This window comes from Hoyosella rhizosphaerae (assembly GCF_014643175.1).
Taxonomy (GTDB): Bacteria; Actinomycetota; Actinomycetes; order Mycobacteriales; family Mycobacteriaceae; genus Lolliginicoccus; species Lolliginicoccus rhizosphaerae.
In genome coordinates, this window is sequence record NZ_BMJH01000001.1 from 551,881 (window position 1) to 568,269 (window position 16,389).

Consider the following 16,389-nt stretch of genomic DNA (forward strand, 5'->3'; position numbering starts at 1 on the left):
GTGACATTTTGGTGAGGCAGCGCTACTGATCGCGAAGCGCCTCGAGCAACCGAAGCCAAACTTCACTCACGGTAGGGAAGGCCGGCACCGCGTGCCACAGCTTGTCGAGCGGCACCTCACCCACCACTGCGATGGTGGCGGCGTGAATTAGTTCGCCAACCTCCGGTCCGACAAAAGTTGCACCCAAGAGGCATTGAGTGTGGTTGTTGATCACCAATTTGGCGTGGCCCTTGTACTTGTTGCGCAGCAGTGAGGAACCAGCAACTGCGATGTCAAGCTCAACAGTCGTGACGTCGAACCCGTCACTGGCAGCGGCGCTTTCGGTAAGACCAACGGACGCTACCTCAGGCGCTGTGAATATCACCTGCGGAACTTGCTGCAAATCAGCTGTGGCACAGTATCTCGAACCCTCTAGTGCGCGCTTTTCACTGCGAGCGGCAATGACGTCACCGCAAACACGTGCCTGATACTTACCCATGTGAGTAAGTGGTGAGCGACCGTTGACGTCACCAACCGCGTACAGCCAGTCGTTCCCTGATCTCAGTACTGTCATATGGTCGTCGACACCGACGTACCCACCGTCTGTGAGCCCCACAGTCGCGAGACCGAGTTCGTGCGTGGACGGCGCCCTGCCTGCCGCGACGACAATCTCATCCGTCGTGAGGGTCTCATGACCAAGATCGACCGTCACGGGCCCACCGTGAATCCACCCCTCGCCGGTATCTCGCACTTCTGGGCGAACCACACCTTTAGGGCTGGTGCTGAAAAGAATCTCCACCCCATTGCTGCGCAAGCCGGCGGCCACCATTTCCCCAACAAACGCTTCCGCCTTGGGTAGGAGCGATTTCCCACGCACCAGCATGATGACTTCCTCAGCGCCTAGCGCAGCGAGCCACGTCGCACACTCACAGGCCACCACACCGCCGCCCACGATCACTACCCGCTTCGGAAGTTCATGCATATTTGTTGCGTCGCGAGAGGTCCAGGGCAATGCCGCACGAAGACCCGGGACGTCGGGGACGCTCGCGGTCGTACCAGTGGCCAGAACTACCGCATGGCGCGCCCGCAGCACTTGATCGCCGACCTCTACTAGGCGCTCTCCAGCTAATCGGCCGGCACCACGAATGATGTCGATCCCGTTGTTGTTCGCCCATTTGATTTGGGATGAGTCGTTGTGGTGGCTGACAAACGCATCACGCCGAGAAAGAACCGCCTCGAAGTCCAGAGTTTGTGATGAAAGTTGCTCGCGAACACCGGGCATCGATCGCGCCGAATCAAGCACATGACCTGGGCGCAGCAGAGCTTTACTCGGGATGCACGCCCAGTACGAGCACTCGCCACCAACCAAGTTTCGTTCCACTAGCGCAGCCGTCCGGTCGCTACCTGCGATCGCATACGCGGCAGCATTCTCTCCAGCAGGACCGCCGCCGATCACAATGACGTCATACATGTCGTAGGCCATAACCAAAGTTAGCGTGCGCCGCCTATTCCCGCTGCACCATGAGCGACTAGATCATTGTCGGAACGGTGATAACTGCGTGCCACGAGTAAGCCACACAACAATCACTTGTGCAGAAAAATACATGCCGATAGGACTTCGATTCGATGCATTTCTCTGCACAAGTGAACAGAACGCCTGAACGCGCCGTCACCAACGCTCGGTGAGACCAGCGGGACCACCTTTTCCAGCTTTTGTTCACGGACGGTTAGGCGTCGAAACTCACCGGCAACCATCAGGAAAATGGGGGCGTGGCTGCTACGCTGCTGTTCTGGCTGATTCTCGGAATATGGCAGCTGGCAATAACTACCGAAGGTGTGATGAGTTGCACAAATCGGTGACCGGTATGCATATCAACAGCAGAAATGCTGAACGGGTCGGTCACCGACTCGCTGAGTTATCAGGCATACGGCATTGCCGACATTACGGGAATGTAACCTAGTACACCTGTCCACCGATGGAGTATCTTCATGATTATTGGTGTCCTACGGGAAGTAAGTCCCGGCGAGACGCGTGTGGCAGCAACACCTGCCACAGTTGGGCAGCTAATGAAGCTCGGGTACGACGTAGTTGTCGAATCCGGCGCGGGTGAGCTGTCGAACTTTTCGGATGTAGCGTATGCGGATGCTGGGGCGTCGATCGGGTCGGCCTCTGAGGCTGATGTGGTGTTGGGCGTAAATGCCCCATCACCGGAGCAGTTAGATGGGCTCAAGCCTGGGGCGACCCTCATCAGTACGCTCAACGCTCGGTTTGACGAGTCGCTAGTACAGGATTTGTCGAAGCGCCCACTCACGGCACTATCAATGGATGCGGTACCGCGCATATCGCGGGCGCAGTCGTTGGATGTGTTGTCGTCGATGGCCAACATCGCAGGGTATCGCGCGGTCGTCGAAGCGGCGCACGAGTTTGGCCGTTTCTTCACCGGCCAGGTCACCGCGGCGGGGAAGGTTCCGCCAGCAAAGGTACTCATTGTGGGTGCCGGTGTGGCGGGTCTGTCTGCGATCGGTTCAGCCGGATCGATGGGCGCTATTGTGCGCGCAACCGATCCGCGCCCTGAGGTCGCTGATCAGGTCGCCTCCCTCGGAGGTGAATACCTCGCCATTGAGAACCCCGAAGCTGAAGTTTCCGCCACCGGGTATGCAAAAGAAATGGGCGATGACTACAAAGCCCGCGAAGCGCAGCTGTATACCGCGCAGTCCAGCGAAGCTGACATCATCATCACCACAGCCTTGATTCCGGGCCGCCCGGCACCACGGATCATCACCGCGGCGATGGTCGCATCGATGAAGCCTGGTTCGGTCATCGTCGATATGGCTGCTGCCAATGGCGGCAACGTCGAGGGCACCGTCGCTGGGGAGAAGGTCGTCACCGACAACGGTGTGACCATCCTCGGATACACCGATCTGCCAGGCAGGCTTCCTGCACAGGCATCGCAGCTGTACGGTCAGAACCTCGTTAACTTGTTGAAGCTAATGACTCCGGGCAAGGACGGGCAACTTGTCGTCGATTTCGACGACGTCGTCATCCGTTCGATGACAGTGGTCAAAGATGGCGAATGCACGTGGCCGCCACCACCCGTACAAGTTTCTGCGGCACCCGCCGCAGCTGCCGCACCAGCGCCCATGCCGGTGGCAGCGAAGGAACCAATGTCGCAGGGCAAACGGATCGGAATGGTCGCGGTTGCCGCGGCTGTTTTGTTCGCCCTCATCGCAGCGGCACCCGCAGCTCTGCAGGGGCATCTGATCGTTTTCGCTTTAGCGATCGTGGTTGGGTTTTATGTGATCGGGCATGTGCACCACGCCCTGCACACACCTCTGATGTCGGTGACCAACGCGATTTCCAGCATCATCATCGTGGGAGCGCTACTGCAAGTCGGAGTTGACAATGTGATTGTCACAACGCTTGCGCTCGCGGCGATCCTGCTGGCCAGCATCAACATTTTCGGTGGCTTTGCGGTGACGCGCCGCATGCTCGCTATGTTCTCGAGGAGTTGATCTGCGTGCTCACCCTATCTACTGCCGCCGCGGCTGCCTATGTCATCGCGGCCTTACTGTTCATCCTCGCCCTAGCGGGTCTGTCTAAGCACGAAACCGCTAGAGCTGGCAACACTTTCGGGGCGCTCGGCATGGCCGTGGCGCTAGCCGCCACGCTCGCACTGGCATTTGATGACGGCATCAACGTCACCACCTTGGTGTTGCTTGTCACTGTCGTTCTGATCGGTGGCGCAATTGGTTTGTGGCGCGCCCGGGTCGTACAGATGACCGGGATGCCTGAATTGATCGCGTTGTTGCACAGTTTCGTCGGCTTGGCCGCAGTGTTCGTCGGTTGGAACCGCTACCTCCAGGTAGAGGCCAACCCCACCGGGCCATATGCAGCCGAACTCGCCGAACTTGACCTTCTCGGCATTCACGCCGCTGAAGTCACCATCAGCGTCTTTATCGGTGCGGTCACACTCACCGGGTCAATCGTGGCGTTCTTGAAACTGTCGGCAAGAATGAAGTCGACGCCGCTGATGCTCCCAGGGAAAAACTTCATCAACCTGGGCATTCTGGCCGCCTTCGTGGCATTGACTGCATGGTTTGTGATTGACCCGCAATTGTGGATGCTCATCACCATCACCGTGCTTGCACTCGTGCTCGGCTGGCACCTGGTCGCATCAATCGGTGGCGGCGACATGCCAGTTGTCGTCTCCATGCTCAACAGTTACTCCGGATGGGCAGCCGCCGCACTCGGGTTCCTGCTGCGCAACGACCTCCTCATCATTGTCGGCGCCCTCGTTGGTGCATCCGGTGCGTACCTCTCGTACATCATGTGCAAGGGCATGAACCGTTCATTCCTCTCCGTCATCGCTGGCGGTTACGGAATGGAAGCTGGACCAAGCGTCGACAAGGACTACGGCGAGCACCGGGAAGTCACCGCGGATCAAGCGGCTGAAATGCTCGCAGCGGCCCGTTCAGTCATCATCACCCCCGGTTACGGCATGGCTGTTGCACAGGCGCAGTATGCAGTGGCGGAACTGACCCGCAAGCTCCGCAGCCACGGCGTCGAAGTCAGATTCGGTATCCACCCTGTCGCAGGGCGACTACCCGGACACATGAATGTGCTTCTCGCCGAGGCGAAAGTCCCGTACGACATCGTGCTGGAAATGGACGAGATCAACGACGACTTCGGTGACACTGATGTTGTCTTGGTCATCGGGGCGAACGACACCGTCAACCCCGCGGCCGCTGAAGATCCAACTAGCCCGATCGCCGGAATGCCTGTGCTCAATGTCTGGAACGCGCGCAACGTGATTGTGTTCAAACGTTCCATGGCGTCAGGCTACGCAGGGGTTCAAAACCCGCTGTTCTTCCGGGAGAACACCGCCATGCTCTTCGGCGATGCCAAAGACAAGGTCGAACACATTCAGCTCGAACTTGAGCAGGCAATGCACGTCGGCCACTAACGGCAAGACAACCTAATGTTCGCGGCCCCGGAAGTACACACTTCCGGGGCCGCGAACATTTGTTTCCCAGGCGACACCGTGACGCGCGGCAATCAGTGCCGGGTGGGGATTGGGGATCGCATGTGCTGAAGAATGCAGCTTTCTGACCGCCGTTCGTCATGCATTTCTCTGCACATGCGAATCGGTTTGACTCGAACGATCCCCCTAATGTCGCAACCGAACACCCGCTATGGGGAAAGGTGCTTGGTCAACCAAGACACGGCGTAGGGTGCGATCGAGAGCGTATGCCCAGTCATGTCCTTAGTGGGTCCGCAAGTTTGTCCTAAAATCCCGACGGTTATTTCGGGTCGACCGTCAGCGTTACTTGACATGCAGCAACGCGGGAATCGATGGAGACGCAATGGGTGAATTCGACAAAGGTTATTGGGAAGAGCACTGGGCACCCACTGTCGGGAAAGATTCTGCGGAGTTGCCCGTGAACCCTTACATCCCGACGGAAACCAAGCATCTGACCGTGGGAACCGCACTAGATGCCGGATGCGGGACCGGGGCTGAAGCGCTTTGGCTTGCCGCGAATGGGTGGGTCGTCACAGGCGCCGACATCTCAGCGAATGCGCTGACCACCGGAGCCGCGCGAGCGTCGGCTGCGAATCTCACCGACCAGATTGAATGGGTTGAAGCTGATTTGGGCCGTTGGGAGACCGATCGTCGTTGGGACCTGGTAGTGACCAGCTATGCCCACCCAGATACCGGCCAACTAGCGTTCTATCGACGCCTATCGTCGTGGGTTGCACCAGGTGGCACGATTCTGATTATCGGACACCTCCACGGGGCCGATCACGGCCACGGACACCCCGATGGCGCCACGGCCACACTGTCCGGAATTAAGAGTCTGTTTGAGGGGCCAGGCTGGACAATAGATGTCGGCTACCAGACGGTTCGAACCGTCCACGTGCGCGGACACTCAACGCAATTGCACGACGTGGTTGTGCGCGCCCACAGCAACTCCTGACGTTTGGTTCCAGTCTTTCAGTCTTTGGCGTGATAGGCCAGTAGTCCAGGCCCCGGCGCCAATTCGATGTCGCGTGCGGTGAGTTCGCTTGTGCAACTGTCGCATTCGAGACGCACGTGTGCCTCGCCGGAGCACCCGCGGTGCTGATAGTGCACGGGCGGACCATCGGGCGCCATGTAGACGTCGCCCCAGTCTTTAATCGCCATGAGGATCGGGTAGAGGTCGTGCCCCTTCTCGGTCAGTCGATACTCGTCATGGGCGCTCCCGGGGGCCTGTTGTTTGACCAGGATCGCGTGTTCGACCAGGCGGTCGAGGCGATCTTGCAGCCTACTTCGGGAGATGCCAAGCGTGCGTTGAAACTCGTTGAAGCGTCGAATGCCAGTAAACGATGCTTTGAGCACTAGAAAGGTCCAGCGGTCTCCGAGGATCACCAGTGGGCGGGTGATTGAGCACGGATAGTCGGCGAGATCGTCATAGCGCATGACTTGATCGTACCTCACTGGTTCTAAAACGAGACTAGTCGTGGTAGCGTCAGTCTCGAAATGAGACCACGGTGTGCGGAACTCACAACGAAACCTGCTGAGTTGGTACCGCCAGCGCATCGCCGAAACAAGGAGAGCCCTTCATGGAAGCCATCTATTTCGAGAAACACGGAGGACCCGAGGTCCTGCGCTACGGGCCGCGCCCAACCCCTCAGCCGTCATCGAAGCAGGTTCTCATCGAAGTGCACGCGGTCGGGGTTAACCCACGCGACTGGATGCTGCGCCAAGGCAGCTATGTCGGACGATACCTAGTCGGGCGGCCCCCAATCATTCCCGGCTCCGACGTATCCGGCGTCATCGTCGACGTGGGCGCAGAGGTCGAGGACTTCTCTGTTGGCGACGAAGTCTTCGCGATGCAAAGCCAACTCGGCCATATGGGTGGATACGCACAATACATGGCGGTCAACGCCTCGTGCGTCGCACTGAAACCCCCCACAATCAGCCATATCGAGGCGGCGGCAGTGCCCGTGGCAGGCCTCACCGCATGGCAAAGCCTATTCGGGATGGCGAAAATCGGGGAGGGTGACAATGTCGTCGTTGTCGGCGCCTCCGGCGGAGTAGGGCACTACGCAGTCCAACTCGCCCACAACGCCGGAGCACACGTCACCGCGGTGTGCAGCACAGCCAACGTCGAGTTCGTTCGTGAACTTGGTGCGACCGACGTCGTCGACTACACCAAAGAGAAATTCACCGACGTTGTCAGCGGCCAAAACCTTGTCTTTGACGCACTGGGCAGGGAGAGCCTCGACAGCTGCCGCAAGGTTTTGACCTCAGACGGGCTGTACATCACGACAGTGCCAAACCTCGGCACAATCGCCCGTTGGGCGCAGACGAGTTTGCGTCACCGCGTGCTCGGCGGCCAACGCGCTTCGGTTGTCGCAGTGAAATCTCGAGGCCAAGAGCTAAGCGCAATCGCTGAACTCATGGCGCAAGGCCACATCCGATCCGTGGTCGACAGCGTCTACCCCCTCACCGAGGCTGCCGAAGCCCACCGCAAGAGCCGAACATTCCGCACACGAGGCAAACTCGTGCTGCAAGTCCGCGACTAAAGGCGCACAGCGATGATCACAGAGAGTCGAACCGACTACGCCGGCTTTAACACCCGAATCCTTCGCTGCGACGGAGACGGTCCATCAATCGTGCTGCTGCACGGCATATTTGACAGCGCGGACACATGGAAAGGAGTGCTGTCCGCGCTCGCACACCGCGGACGCCGCGCTATCGCGGTAGACCTCCCCGGTTACGGAGACGCAGATCCCAGAGCTCCTGGCCCCGCGCTCCCGCAACTCGACGCCTTCGTCGCGGAACTGGTCACATCGCAAGCGCAGACTAAGCCCGTTGTACTGGTCGGGAACTCGCTGGGCGGCGCCCTCGCTGTGAGAGCAGCGCTCACAGAGGACATGCCCATCCACAGCGTCATCCCAATTGACGTCGCGGGGCTGGGCTACCGGCCATGGATCGAAGCCACCATAGGACGATACTCACCGCCAGCCACCCTGCTCAGCAGAATCCCATACCCCCGTCGGGTAGCCCGCAGTCGCGCCGCTACCAAACTCGTATCTCGGTCCCTCTACGCTCACGCCGCGAACGCAGATCCAACAGTCGTGGCGCGCTTCGTCCAAAGAGCTAGTGACCCCCGAGAAATAGCGCTTGTCGCTGCCGAAGGCCGCGCCATGCTCCGCGAACTCCACACCAGTCGACCAACCGGCGACTCGCCCCCGATGCTGATACTGCATGGGCGCCGTGACTTCCTCATTCCGCCGTCCGGTTCGGAACGTCTGCATCGCCGTTATCCCGAAAGCGAACTCGCGATACTTGAGCATTGCGGGCACTGTCCTCAGCTCGACGACCCGGGCCTCATCGCCGACCTGATAGCTAACTTTTCTCCTCGCGAATAGGCCGCGGCGGCGCATTCCCTGCGCCCCTTTCAAGATATAGCGCACAGGGGGTCTTGCGGCAAGGCCCCCGTCATGGCGCAGAATGGTCCAGCCTGGTCAGCGGCTACGAAAGCTGCGATATTCGCCAAGGCGGGGAATGAGAAGGGGAATACCCATGTTTGATGTGATCATCGTTGGGGCAGGACCGACCGGTTTGATGCTTGCCAGTGAGCTGCGGCTGCACCGCGTTCAGGTGCTCGTGCTGGAGAAGGACCCCACCCCGCCCACATGGGTCCGCGCGCTTGGCCTGCATGTGCGCAGCATCGAGGTGCTCGACCAACGCGGTCTCCTTGAACGGTTTCTTGACCACGGCAAGCAATACCCAGTTGGGGGCGTCTTCGCTGGGATCGACAAACCCACACCACCGGGGCTCGACACCGCACACCCTTACGTTCTCGGCATCCCGCAGCCCGTCACCGACCGCCTGCTGGCCGAACGAGCAACCGAACTAGGCACCGAACTCCGGCGCGGTTGCGAGGTAGTCGGCCTGAGCCAGGACAACGACGAAGTCACCGTCGACCTAGCCGACGGCACTACCTTGCGCTCGCGCTACCTTGTCGCCTGCGACGGAGGCCGAAGCACAGTCCGCAAGCTCGTTGGCATCGACTTTCCGGGCGAACCCTCCAAGGTTGAGATCCTGCTGGGAGAGATGAAAATCGACGCGGCACCAGAATCAGTGATGACGGTGGTGGCCGAGGTGCGCAAAACTGAGAAGCGGTTTGGCCTTGGGCCACTCGGCGACGGCACATACCGAGTCGTGGTGCCCGCAGCGAATGTGACGGATGATCGCTCGGTCGCACCCGTCCTCGACGAGTTCAAGCAGCAACTGCGTGTGTTCGCCGGTACTGATTTCGGGGTGCACTCACCGCGCTGGCTATCCCGATTCGGCGACGCCACCCGGCTCGCCCAACGCTACCGGGAAGGCCGGGTACTACTTGCCGGGGATGCCGCACACATTCACCCTCCGTTGGGCGGACAAGGCCTCAACCTTGGTATCCAAGACGCGTTCAACCTCGGTTGGAAACTCGCTGCCACAGTTCATGGTTGGGCACCGCCAGGACTGCTCGACAGCTACCACACTGAACGCCACCCCGTCGCAGCCGACGTCCTCGACAACACTCGCGCACAAGGTGTGCTGCTTTCGACGGAGCCCGGTCCTCAATCGGTGCGCACACTGGTGACGGAGCTGATGGACTTTGAGGACGTGCACCGGTTCTTGATTGAGAAGGTCACGGCGATCTCCGTTCGGTACCCCTGCGGCGAAGGAAACCTGCTCGGCCGAAGGCTACGCGATATGACACTGAAGCACAGTCGACTGTACGAGTTGATGCACGAAGGGCGCGGCCTACTGCTAGATGGGACGGGCCAGCTCTCAGTGGAGGGCTGGGAAGGTCGGATCGACCACGTAATCGACCGTAGCGACGAGCTGAATGTTCCCGCTGTGCTGCTGCGACCGGACGGCCACGTCGCATGGGTTGGAGACCACCAGGCGGACCTTCTCCACCACCTGCCACGCTGGTTCGGCACCGGTGCACCTAGTGGGCGAGCTGAAGCTCGTCGATGACCTGCGCTACACGCAGTCGTTGGATCGAATCCAATCCTTGAATGGGCAACGGTAGGCAATTCTTCGGTGCCAGTCCGAGGTATTCGGCGATCGCTGCCACTACCCGCAAGCTGCCACCAAATTCTGCGAACAGTGCCCACAGTGGTGCAAGGCGTGCAGACTCAGCTCGTGCGTCGGCGGCGCTACCGGCTAGCGCCGGGCGGACGATGCGGAGTGCTTGTTGGGGCAATGTCCCACCAATCACGGAATACCAAGCGTCGCACCCTGCGTTCAGCCCCTCAGCGGCCATCGCGTCACCTGAGATGCCGATACTCACGTGATCGGGAATCACCGAGCGGATCTTTTGGATCCGCGACATGGTCATCTCAGGGTCAGCTTGGATACCCGGAATCTTGATGGAGGCAATGCCGGGCATCTCAGCGATGCGCGCGTACAAGTCGTTGGTGAACGTGAAATGCGTGGTTATGGGGTTGTCGTACACGATGACCGGCAGTGACGAACGCTCCGTCACGGTTCGGAACAACGCAACAACATCGTCGGCGGTGAGTGCCTGGTACGTCATGGGTGCCAGCAGGACACCCGCGGCCCCGGCAGCCTCAGCGTTTGCGACATTGGTGAGCACCTGCGACGTGCGAAGCGCCCCCACACCAATGAACACGGGAGTCTCGCCCGCACATTTAACGGCAAGACGCGCGACTCGGCTACGTTCCTCCACGCTCAGGTAAGCGTAGGAGCCTGTGGAGCCAAGCGCGGTGATCGAATCGACCCCTGCCGCCGAAAGACGCTCCACAAGAGCGGAAAAGGCCCGCTCGTCAACTTCGTCATTCGACAGCGGCGTCAGAGGAAACGCACTCAGTCCAGTAAACATCGAATTCTGTAGCTGCCCCACACTTGCGTCCATGCGGGAAATATAACCCACCGTGGAGGCACACGCCCGTACGCGGAAGTCCTGGACCCTTGTGCCCGGTCATCGGGGAGCGCATGTGCAGAAAAATGCACCATCCCATCCGTCGTTTGTCGTGGATTTCTCTGCACATGTGAAGCCGCTCGACTCGTAGGCGGGATGGACACGGCCACCTAGGGTCGGCGCAACAGACGACGCACGATCACGCCGACCGTGCTGCGCGGGAACGGTGCGCGAGGTGGTTGCATCTCGAAGCCGGGGGAGAGTGTGCGCGGAGTCCAGTCCGGGGGCCACGGTCCAGCCGTAAACGCCGTAGGTTTACCGAGGTTCTGTACCGAGCCGCCGTGAGCACCGAACGACGTGCGAGTGATGAAGCGGTCCGCAGTGATTTCGGCGTGAAGGGAACCATCAACGACCGAGAGCACCCACTGGTCTAGGTCCTCCAGGAGTGCGTCGGAACCATCATCGCAGGCGTCGCATTCACAGTGGGGAATCGAGGCCAAACTGACCGCCGGGTTCCCTGCAGCGATCCTGACGTTGACCAGATGGTCGCTGTCCACTCGGGTGTGTGTCGTCAAAACAAGTGGAACCGCACCCTCTGCCGCAGGCTCAAGAATTGTGACGGCCCCGTCGGGCACAGTCGGGCGAAACGCCCAGTCCACGTCCGAAGTTTCTCGCGCCCAACCTCGATTGAGGAGAACCTTTGTCCACGCCTGAGCTCGCGCCACGACGATGAGGAACTTTTCCGGGTTGGGACAACGCCCGTACTCCGCCTCATCTGGCGCGACACCAGCGATATGCGGATCCGCCCATCCCGGTGTGTCGGCGCCGGTGATCGTAAACGCCGCGTCGACGTCGGTGAGCAAATTGCAGATTTCATGCGAAAGCAATGACAAATTCTCGCCGAAACCAGTTTCGTGCACTTGGCGAATTCTGTCGTTGTGTTCCTCCCACCACGACTGTTCCGCGTCGGTACCCATGTCGTGGACATTACCTCCCCTGACCGTGCTGCGCGGGCCTAGAGCTGATTGAATTGGCCCATGACGGATGAGGCGCGATGACCGCTCCCGAGTGGTTCCGAACCGCACTCGAGGTACCTGTTGAGACCGGCGCCGTACGAGTCGATGGGGTGGACATCGCCTACCGTGCCTGGGGTCGGATCGGGGACCCGGTCGTCGCCCTCGTGCATGGAGCGGCTGCGAATGCACACTGGTGGGACCACGTAGGGCCATCACTCGCACAGGGGCGGCGGGTAGTGGCGTTAAGCCTGTCTGGTCATGGTGACAGCGGCCGACGTCCACGGTATAGCTACGCATTGTGGGCGCGGGAGGTCGCGGCACTGCTCGATGGTTGCGAAAAGCCGCTCGTTGTGGCTCACAGCATGGGCGGCAGGGTGGCCTACCACTTGGCGCATACCTGCCCTGGCCTCGGTGGCATCGCGTTCATCGATACCGGTTTCGCGGGAATGCCAGGACCTGCCGCTCGGGCGGTTTTCGCGGACATTGCTTCGCGACCGGGCCGTGCCTACGCGACGCGGGAGGAGGCTGTGGCAGCATTCCGACCGTTTGGCTCAGCTGAACCGATCGCTGCCTACTTGCAACGGCACATCGGCGAGCATTCTGTGAAGCCGGTGCCTTACGGGTGGTCTTGGAAGTTCGACCCGGAGATTTTCCACGCCTTAATGTTCCCGCACACAGTGAGTGGCGTGGTTCCGGTTCCAGCCGCGCTGCTGCGGGCGGGGCGGGATTCAGTGGTCACCGAGGAAGTTCTCACAGCTACTCGGCTGGTGCTTCCCAGTGCTGCCGCGTACGAGGCGATCGAACTTAGTGGCCACCACGTCATGCTCGATGCGCCGCTTGAGCTTGTGGCGTGGTTACGCAAGACGCTCGCGTCATGGTGACCCCGTAGTCAGCCGCCAGGCGATGACACGACCCGCCAGCCTGGAGCACTACCCTCCCGACTGCACTACTGTGATACAAGACACATCGCGAAGCCAGATCGGAGAACGCCACGTATGGACGCCCCATCCATCGCGATCATCGGAGCTGGACTCGGTGGCATCGCCGCGGCCATCGAGCTTAAGAGATCTGGCCACGACGACATCACAATCCTCGAGAAGGCTAGTGACGTCGGGGGAGTGTGGCGCGACAATACGTACCCCGGCGCGGCGTGCGACGTACCTTCACCGTTCTACTCGTACTCCTACGAGCCGAACCCGCGCTGGCCACGGCGGTTTTCCCAGCAGCCCGCGATCCTTGGCTACATCAGCGACGTCGCCGATACCTACGACGTGCGCCGACACATTCGCTTCGGCGTCGAGGTCACCGCCGCAAGGTTCGACGAGACTACCGGCCGATGGACGCTGGAACTTAGCAACGGCGAGACTCTCGATACCGACGTGCTCGTGCATGCTGTCGGCCAACTCTCCCGGCCTACAACCCCCGCCATTCCCGGGCGCGACACCTTTGCGGGGGAGTCATTCCACTCCGCACGGTGGGACCACGACATCACCCTCGATGGCAAGCGAATTGCCGTCATCGGCACAGGAGCCAGCGCCATCCAGTTCGTCCCCGAGATTCAGCCCAGGGCCGCGCATCTCGACGTCTATCAGCGCTCCGCCCCATACCTGTTGCCCCGACCCGACCGCGAGTTCACGGAGCTGCACCACAAGGTCTTCAAACTGCTGCCCGCAACCCAACTCGCCGAGCGCGGAACCTGGTACGGGCTAGTCGAGTCGCTCAGCGTCGCGTGGGTGTACTCCAAGCCGCTCGCCGCCCTGGTGCGCCGCGTCTCCCACGCGCACATGAAGCGCCAGGCTAAGGACAAGCCCGGCCTATTCGAGAAGGTCTGGCCCGATTACCCCATCGGCTGCAAGCGAGTCCTGTTCGCCAATGACTACATCCCAGCCCTCGCCCAGCCCAACACCGAGCTCATCACGGACGGCATCCGAGAGATCACCCCCAACGGCATCATCACCACCGACGGCACCGAGCACCCCACCGACGTCATCATCTGGGGCACAGGCTTCAAGGCCACCGAGTTTCTTGCGCCCATGAAGATCACAGGACTCGGCGGTCGCGACCTGCATGAGCAATGGGCCGACGGGGCCAGCGCCTACTACGGAATGACCGTCACTGGATTCCCGAACATGCTCATCATGTACGGGCCCAACACCAACACCGGCGGGGGGTCGATCATCTACTTCCTGGAGATCCAAGCCGCCTATTTACGCGATTTCGTCGACGCAATAGCATCGCGGGGCGCACCCCTAACAGTCAAGGCCGTCGTCGAGCGCGCGTATGACCAGCGCATCCAGAAGAAGCTCGCCGGAAGTGTCTGGAGCCAGTGCGAGTCCTGGTACCGCACCGCCTCCGGTCGGGTCACCACAAACTGGCCGCTACTCGGCATCGAGTACAAGCGCGAGGCCAAGTTCGACCCCACCGACTACCAGGCGATACCGGTCAAGCGGCACGCGTGAAAAAAGAATTGCGCGTCCGTGTCGATCTGGGGGACGCCCACTCGACCTTGAGATGAAGCCCGGCGCATCGGCCCGGGCCCTCCAGCAAAGGTACACCCCATGAAGTACATGCTGATCATGCGGAGCACCGACGAGGCCGCCGCGACGATGGCGGACCGTGATTTCACTGAGATGCTCGAGATAGTCGGCCGATTCAACGACGAGCTCATAGGAGCCGGGGTGCTCGTCGCGGCGGAAGGACTCGACGATGCGGCGGACAGCGTCATCGTTGACTATTCCAGCGAGCCTCCGGTGGTGACCGACGGCCCCTACGGCGAGACTAAGGAGCTTTTCGGCGGGTTCTACCTCCTCAACGTCGCGTCGAAGCAGGAAGCGGTCGAGTGGGCGACGCGAATGCCCTCGTTCGGCGCTGGCTTCAAGACCGAGATCAGGCGCGTCCCCACCATCGACGAGTTCCCTCAGGACAATGAATGGATCCAGCGAGAGCGTGCCTGGCGCGAGGCCACCGGTCAGCTCTGAGCCGACAAAGCTTCTCCCACCGTTCAGCGAACCTGATCGCCAGAGCCGCGGCCTCGTTCTCCACCGTCGAGAAGATCTCGTGGATCGTGACGTTGAAGCAAGTGTCGATGTTGCGCGCAGTTGCGACAGCCCACGGAGAGGAGGCGAAGGGAATGGGCGAAGCATCCGGGGCCACAGTGAGCCGCGCTGCGGTAGCGGCGGTCTGGCGGATCGAATCGGCGCGGATCGTGGGGGCGCTCACCCGCTACACCGGTGACTTCGCGCTCGCCGAGGACCTCGCGCAGGAGGCCCTTGCCGAGGCGCTGGTCACCTGGCCACGCGACGGGGTACCGCGCACCCCTGCGGCGTGGCTGCTCACGGTGGGGCGCCGCCGGGCGATCGATGGGTTCCGACGGCGCGCTGCGCGCGATGAGCGATACGCCCTCCTCGCCCACGAAATCAGGGAAGACGCGCGCACCGGGCAGCCGGGGGAGTTCCCATGGGACCCGGACCAGATCGACGATGACATCCTTGCGCTCATGTTCATCTCCTGCCACCCGGTGCTCTCCCGAGAGGCCCGGATCGCCCTGACTCTGCGCGTGGTAGCAGGCCTTACCAGTGATGAGATAGCGCGCGCCTGCCTCGTTCCCACCGCAACCGTTCAAGCCCGCATCACGCGCGCCAAGAAGACCCTCGCTGAGGCCTCCGCGACCTTCGAGGTGCCCCCGGCGGAGGAGCGGGCGAAACGACTTAGCTCCGTTCTTAACGTCATCTATGTGATCTTCACCGAAGGGTCATCGGCAACTTCCGGCGCCTCGCTGATCCGCCTCGACATGGCAAGCGAGGCGCTGCGCCTCGCGCGCATGCTTTCCCGGCTGACGCCCCGATCCGCGGAAGCACACGGATTGCTCGCCCTGCTTGAGCTCACCGCGGCGCGCTTTCCCGCCCGCACCGGACCCGATGGCCGTCCAGTGCTGCTTGACGAACAGGACCGCAGAAGATGGGATCAGGGGGCAATCCGGCGGGGTAGGGCCGCTCTCGAGCATGCCCAGACGCTCGGCAGCGGCCTCGGCCCCTACGGGGTGCAAGCCGCCATCGCACAATGCCATGCGATCGCTAGTTCCATCAACGAGACCGACTGGCACCGGATCTCGCAGCTCTACGAGACCCTCGCACGGCTCGCCCCCTCGCCGATCGTCGAGCTCAACCGCGCAGTGGCGGTATCGATGTCCCGCGGACCGGCAGCTGCACTACCGATGGTCGATGCGCTTGCCACCGACGAGGGGCTCGCGCGCTCGCACCTTCTGCCTAGCGTGCGCGGCGAACTGCTCGCCCGCCTGGGGCGCGAGCGGGAAGCCCGCGCGGAGTTATCCCGGGCCATCGAACTGTGCCGTAACGAGCAAGAGCGGGGCGTGCTCCAGGCCAAGGTCGCCGCGCTGGGGAACTCGACGTAGAGGTGGTCAGGGCAGTCAACAGCAGAGGCGCGCCTTTCCCGGATATCCGAGCAGAAA

The 16,389-nt window shown here is 61.4% G+C and carries 14 protein-coding genes; 10 read left to right on the forward strand and 4 right to left on the reverse strand.

Annotated elements, in window-relative coordinates; all coding sequences use genetic code 11:
* Positions 1-22: 22 nt before the first annotated feature.
* Complete coding sequence (locus IEW73_RS02570) at positions 23-1,462, reverse strand: dihydrolipoyl dehydrogenase family protein (protein ID WP_188670379.1); 1,440 nt, start codon at positions 1,460-1,462, stop codon at positions 23-25.
* A 506-nt stretch (positions 1,463-1,968) separates the two neighbouring features.
* Between IEW73_RS02570 and IEW73_RS02575 the strand changes: the two genes are divergently transcribed.
* The 3 genes from IEW73_RS02575 to IEW73_RS02585 all read left to right on the forward strand — a co-directional run bounded on the left by IEW73_RS02575 (position 1,969) and on the right by IEW73_RS02585 (position 5,955).
* A complete protein-coding gene (locus IEW73_RS02575) occupies positions 1,969-3,492 on the forward strand; it encodes a Re/Si-specific NAD(P)(+) transhydrogenase subunit alpha (protein ID WP_188670381.1) in 1,524 nt (507 codons plus the stop codon).
* 5 nt (positions 3,493-3,497) lie between these two features.
* Positions 3,498-4,943, forward strand: a complete 1,446-nt coding sequence (pntB, locus tag IEW73_RS02580) for a Re/Si-specific NAD(P)(+) transhydrogenase subunit beta (RefSeq protein WP_188670383.1) — start codon at positions 3,498-3,500, stop codon at positions 4,941-4,943.
* A gap of 400 nt (positions 4,944-5,343) precedes the next feature.
* Positions 5,344-5,955, forward strand: coding sequence for a class I SAM-dependent methyltransferase (locus IEW73_RS02585; protein WP_188670385.1), 612 nt, complete (start codon positions 5,344-5,346; stop codon positions 5,953-5,955).
* 17 nt (positions 5,956-5,972) lie between these two features.
* Here IEW73_RS02585 and IEW73_RS02590 read toward each other — a convergent pair whose 3' ends face one another.
* Complete coding sequence (locus IEW73_RS02590; RefSeq protein ID WP_188670387.1) at positions 5,973-6,437, reverse strand: winged helix-turn-helix transcriptional regulator; 465 nt, start codon at positions 6,435-6,437, stop codon at positions 5,973-5,975.
* Between the two features lie 143 nt (positions 6,438-6,580).
* On the opposite strand from IEW73_RS02590, the gene IEW73_RS02595 reads away from it, so the two are divergent.
* From IEW73_RS02595 to rox, 3 genes are all read left to right on the forward strand, one after another.
* Positions 6,581-7,546 carry an NADP-dependent oxidoreductase gene (locus IEW73_RS02595; RefSeq protein ID WP_188670390.1) on the forward strand — a complete coding sequence of 322 codons (966 nt, stop codon included), beginning with the start codon at positions 6,581-6,583 and terminating at the stop codon, positions 7,544-7,546.
* Between the two features lie 12 nt (positions 7,547-7,558).
* Entirely contained in the window at positions 7,559-8,395 is an 837-nt protein-coding gene (locus IEW73_RS02600) for an alpha/beta fold hydrolase (RefSeq protein ID WP_188670391.1), read from the forward strand.
* Between the two features lie 154 nt (positions 8,396-8,549).
* On the forward strand, positions 8,550-9,998 hold the full coding sequence (gene rox, locus IEW73_RS02605) for a rifampin monooxygenase (protein WP_188670393.1): 1,449 nt from the start codon (positions 8,550-8,552) through the stop codon (positions 9,996-9,998).
* Here rox and IEW73_RS02610 read toward each other — a convergent pair.
* The gene (locus IEW73_RS02610) at positions 9,970-10,899 is read right to left on the reverse strand and encodes a dihydrodipicolinate synthase family protein (RefSeq protein WP_229675688.1); all 930 of its coding nucleotides are present in this window, start codon (positions 10,897-10,899) and stop codon (positions 9,970-9,972) included. The two genes, rox and IEW73_RS02610, sit on opposite strands and share 29 nt — an antisense overlap.
* Positions 10,900-11,075: 176 nt before the next feature.
* Positions 11,076-11,882 (reverse strand): DUF6226 family protein, encoded by an 807-nt coding sequence (locus tag IEW73_RS02615; RefSeq protein ID WP_188670395.1) that lies wholly within the window; start codon positions 11,880-11,882, stop codon positions 11,076-11,078.
* A 77-nt stretch (positions 11,883-11,959) separates the two neighbouring features.
* Here IEW73_RS02615 and IEW73_RS02620 point away from each other — a divergent pair, with 77 nt between their 5' ends.
* The 4 genes from IEW73_RS02620 to IEW73_RS02635 all read left to right on the forward strand — a co-directional run bounded on the left by IEW73_RS02620 (position 11,960) and on the right by IEW73_RS02635 (position 16,332).
* Positions 11,960-12,802: an alpha/beta fold hydrolase gene (locus IEW73_RS02620; RefSeq protein ID WP_188670397.1), complete on the forward strand. Its 843-nt coding sequence runs from the start codon at positions 11,960-11,962 to the stop codon at positions 12,800-12,802.
* Between the two features lie 114 nt (positions 12,803-12,916).
* The gene (locus tag IEW73_RS02625; protein WP_188670399.1) at positions 12,917-14,380 is read left to right on the forward strand and encodes a flavin-containing monooxygenase; all 1,464 of its coding nucleotides are present in this window, start codon (positions 12,917-12,919) and stop codon (positions 14,378-14,380) included.
* Between the two features lie 99 nt (positions 14,381-14,479).
* Entirely contained in the window at positions 14,480-14,899 is a 420-nt protein-coding gene (locus IEW73_RS02630) for a YciI family protein (RefSeq protein ID WP_188670401.1), read from the forward strand.
* Between the two features lie 152 nt (positions 14,900-15,051).
* Positions 15,052-16,332: an RNA polymerase sigma factor gene (locus tag IEW73_RS02635; RefSeq protein WP_188670404.1), complete on the forward strand. Its 1,281-nt coding sequence runs from the start codon at positions 15,052-15,054 to the stop codon at positions 16,330-16,332.
* The last annotated feature ends 57 nt before the right edge of the window (positions 16,333-16,389 follow it).

What these genes read in the sequence shown, in the direction of transcription:
- IEW73_RS02570 (WP_188670379.1), bottom strand. Translation starts at nt 1,462, where the DNA reads ATGGCCTACGACATGTATGACGTCATTGTGATCGGCGGCGGTCCTGCT.
- IEW73_RS02575 (WP_188670381.1), top strand. Translation starts at nt 1,969, where the DNA reads ATGATTATTGGTGTCCTACGGGAAGTAAGTCCCGGCGAGACGCGTGTG.
- IEW73_RS02585 (WP_188670385.1), top strand. Translation starts at nt 5,344, where the DNA reads ATGGGTGAATTCGACAAAGGTTATTGGGAAGAGCACTGGGCACCCACT.
- IEW73_RS02590 (WP_188670387.1), bottom strand. Translation starts at nt 6,437, where the DNA reads ATGCGCTATGACGATCTCGCCGACTATCCGTGCTCAATCACCCGCCCA.
- IEW73_RS02595 (WP_188670390.1), top strand. Translation starts at nt 6,581, where the DNA reads ATGGAAGCCATCTATTTCGAGAAACACGGAGGACCCGAGGTCCTGCGC.
- IEW73_RS02600 (WP_188670391.1), top strand. Translation starts at nt 7,559, where the DNA reads ATGATCACAGAGAGTCGAACCGACTACGCCGGCTTTAACACCCGAATC.
- rox (WP_188670393.1), top strand. Translation starts at nt 8,550, where the DNA reads ATGTTTGATGTGATCATCGTTGGGGCAGGACCGACCGGTTTGATGCTT.
- IEW73_RS02610 (WP_229675688.1), bottom strand. Translation starts at nt 10,899, where the DNA reads ATGGACGCAAGTGTGGGGCAGCTACAGAATTCGATGTTTACTGGACTG.
- IEW73_RS02615 (WP_188670395.1), bottom strand. Translation starts at nt 11,882, where the DNA reads ATGGGTACCGACGCGGAACAGTCGTGGTGGGAGGAACACAACGACAGA.
- IEW73_RS02620 (WP_188670397.1), top strand. Translation starts at nt 11,960, where the DNA reads ATGACCGCTCCCGAGTGGTTCCGAACCGCACTCGAGGTACCTGTTGAG.
- IEW73_RS02625 (WP_188670399.1), top strand. Translation starts at nt 12,917, where the DNA reads ATGGACGCCCCATCCATCGCGATCATCGGAGCTGGACTCGGTGGCATC.
- IEW73_RS02630 (WP_188670401.1), top strand. Translation starts at nt 14,480, where the DNA reads ATGAAGTACATGCTGATCATGCGGAGCACCGACGAGGCCGCCGCGACG.
- IEW73_RS02635 (WP_188670404.1), top strand. Translation starts at nt 15,052, where the DNA reads ATGGGCGAAGCATCCGGGGCCACAGTGAGCCGCGCTGCGGTAGCGGCG.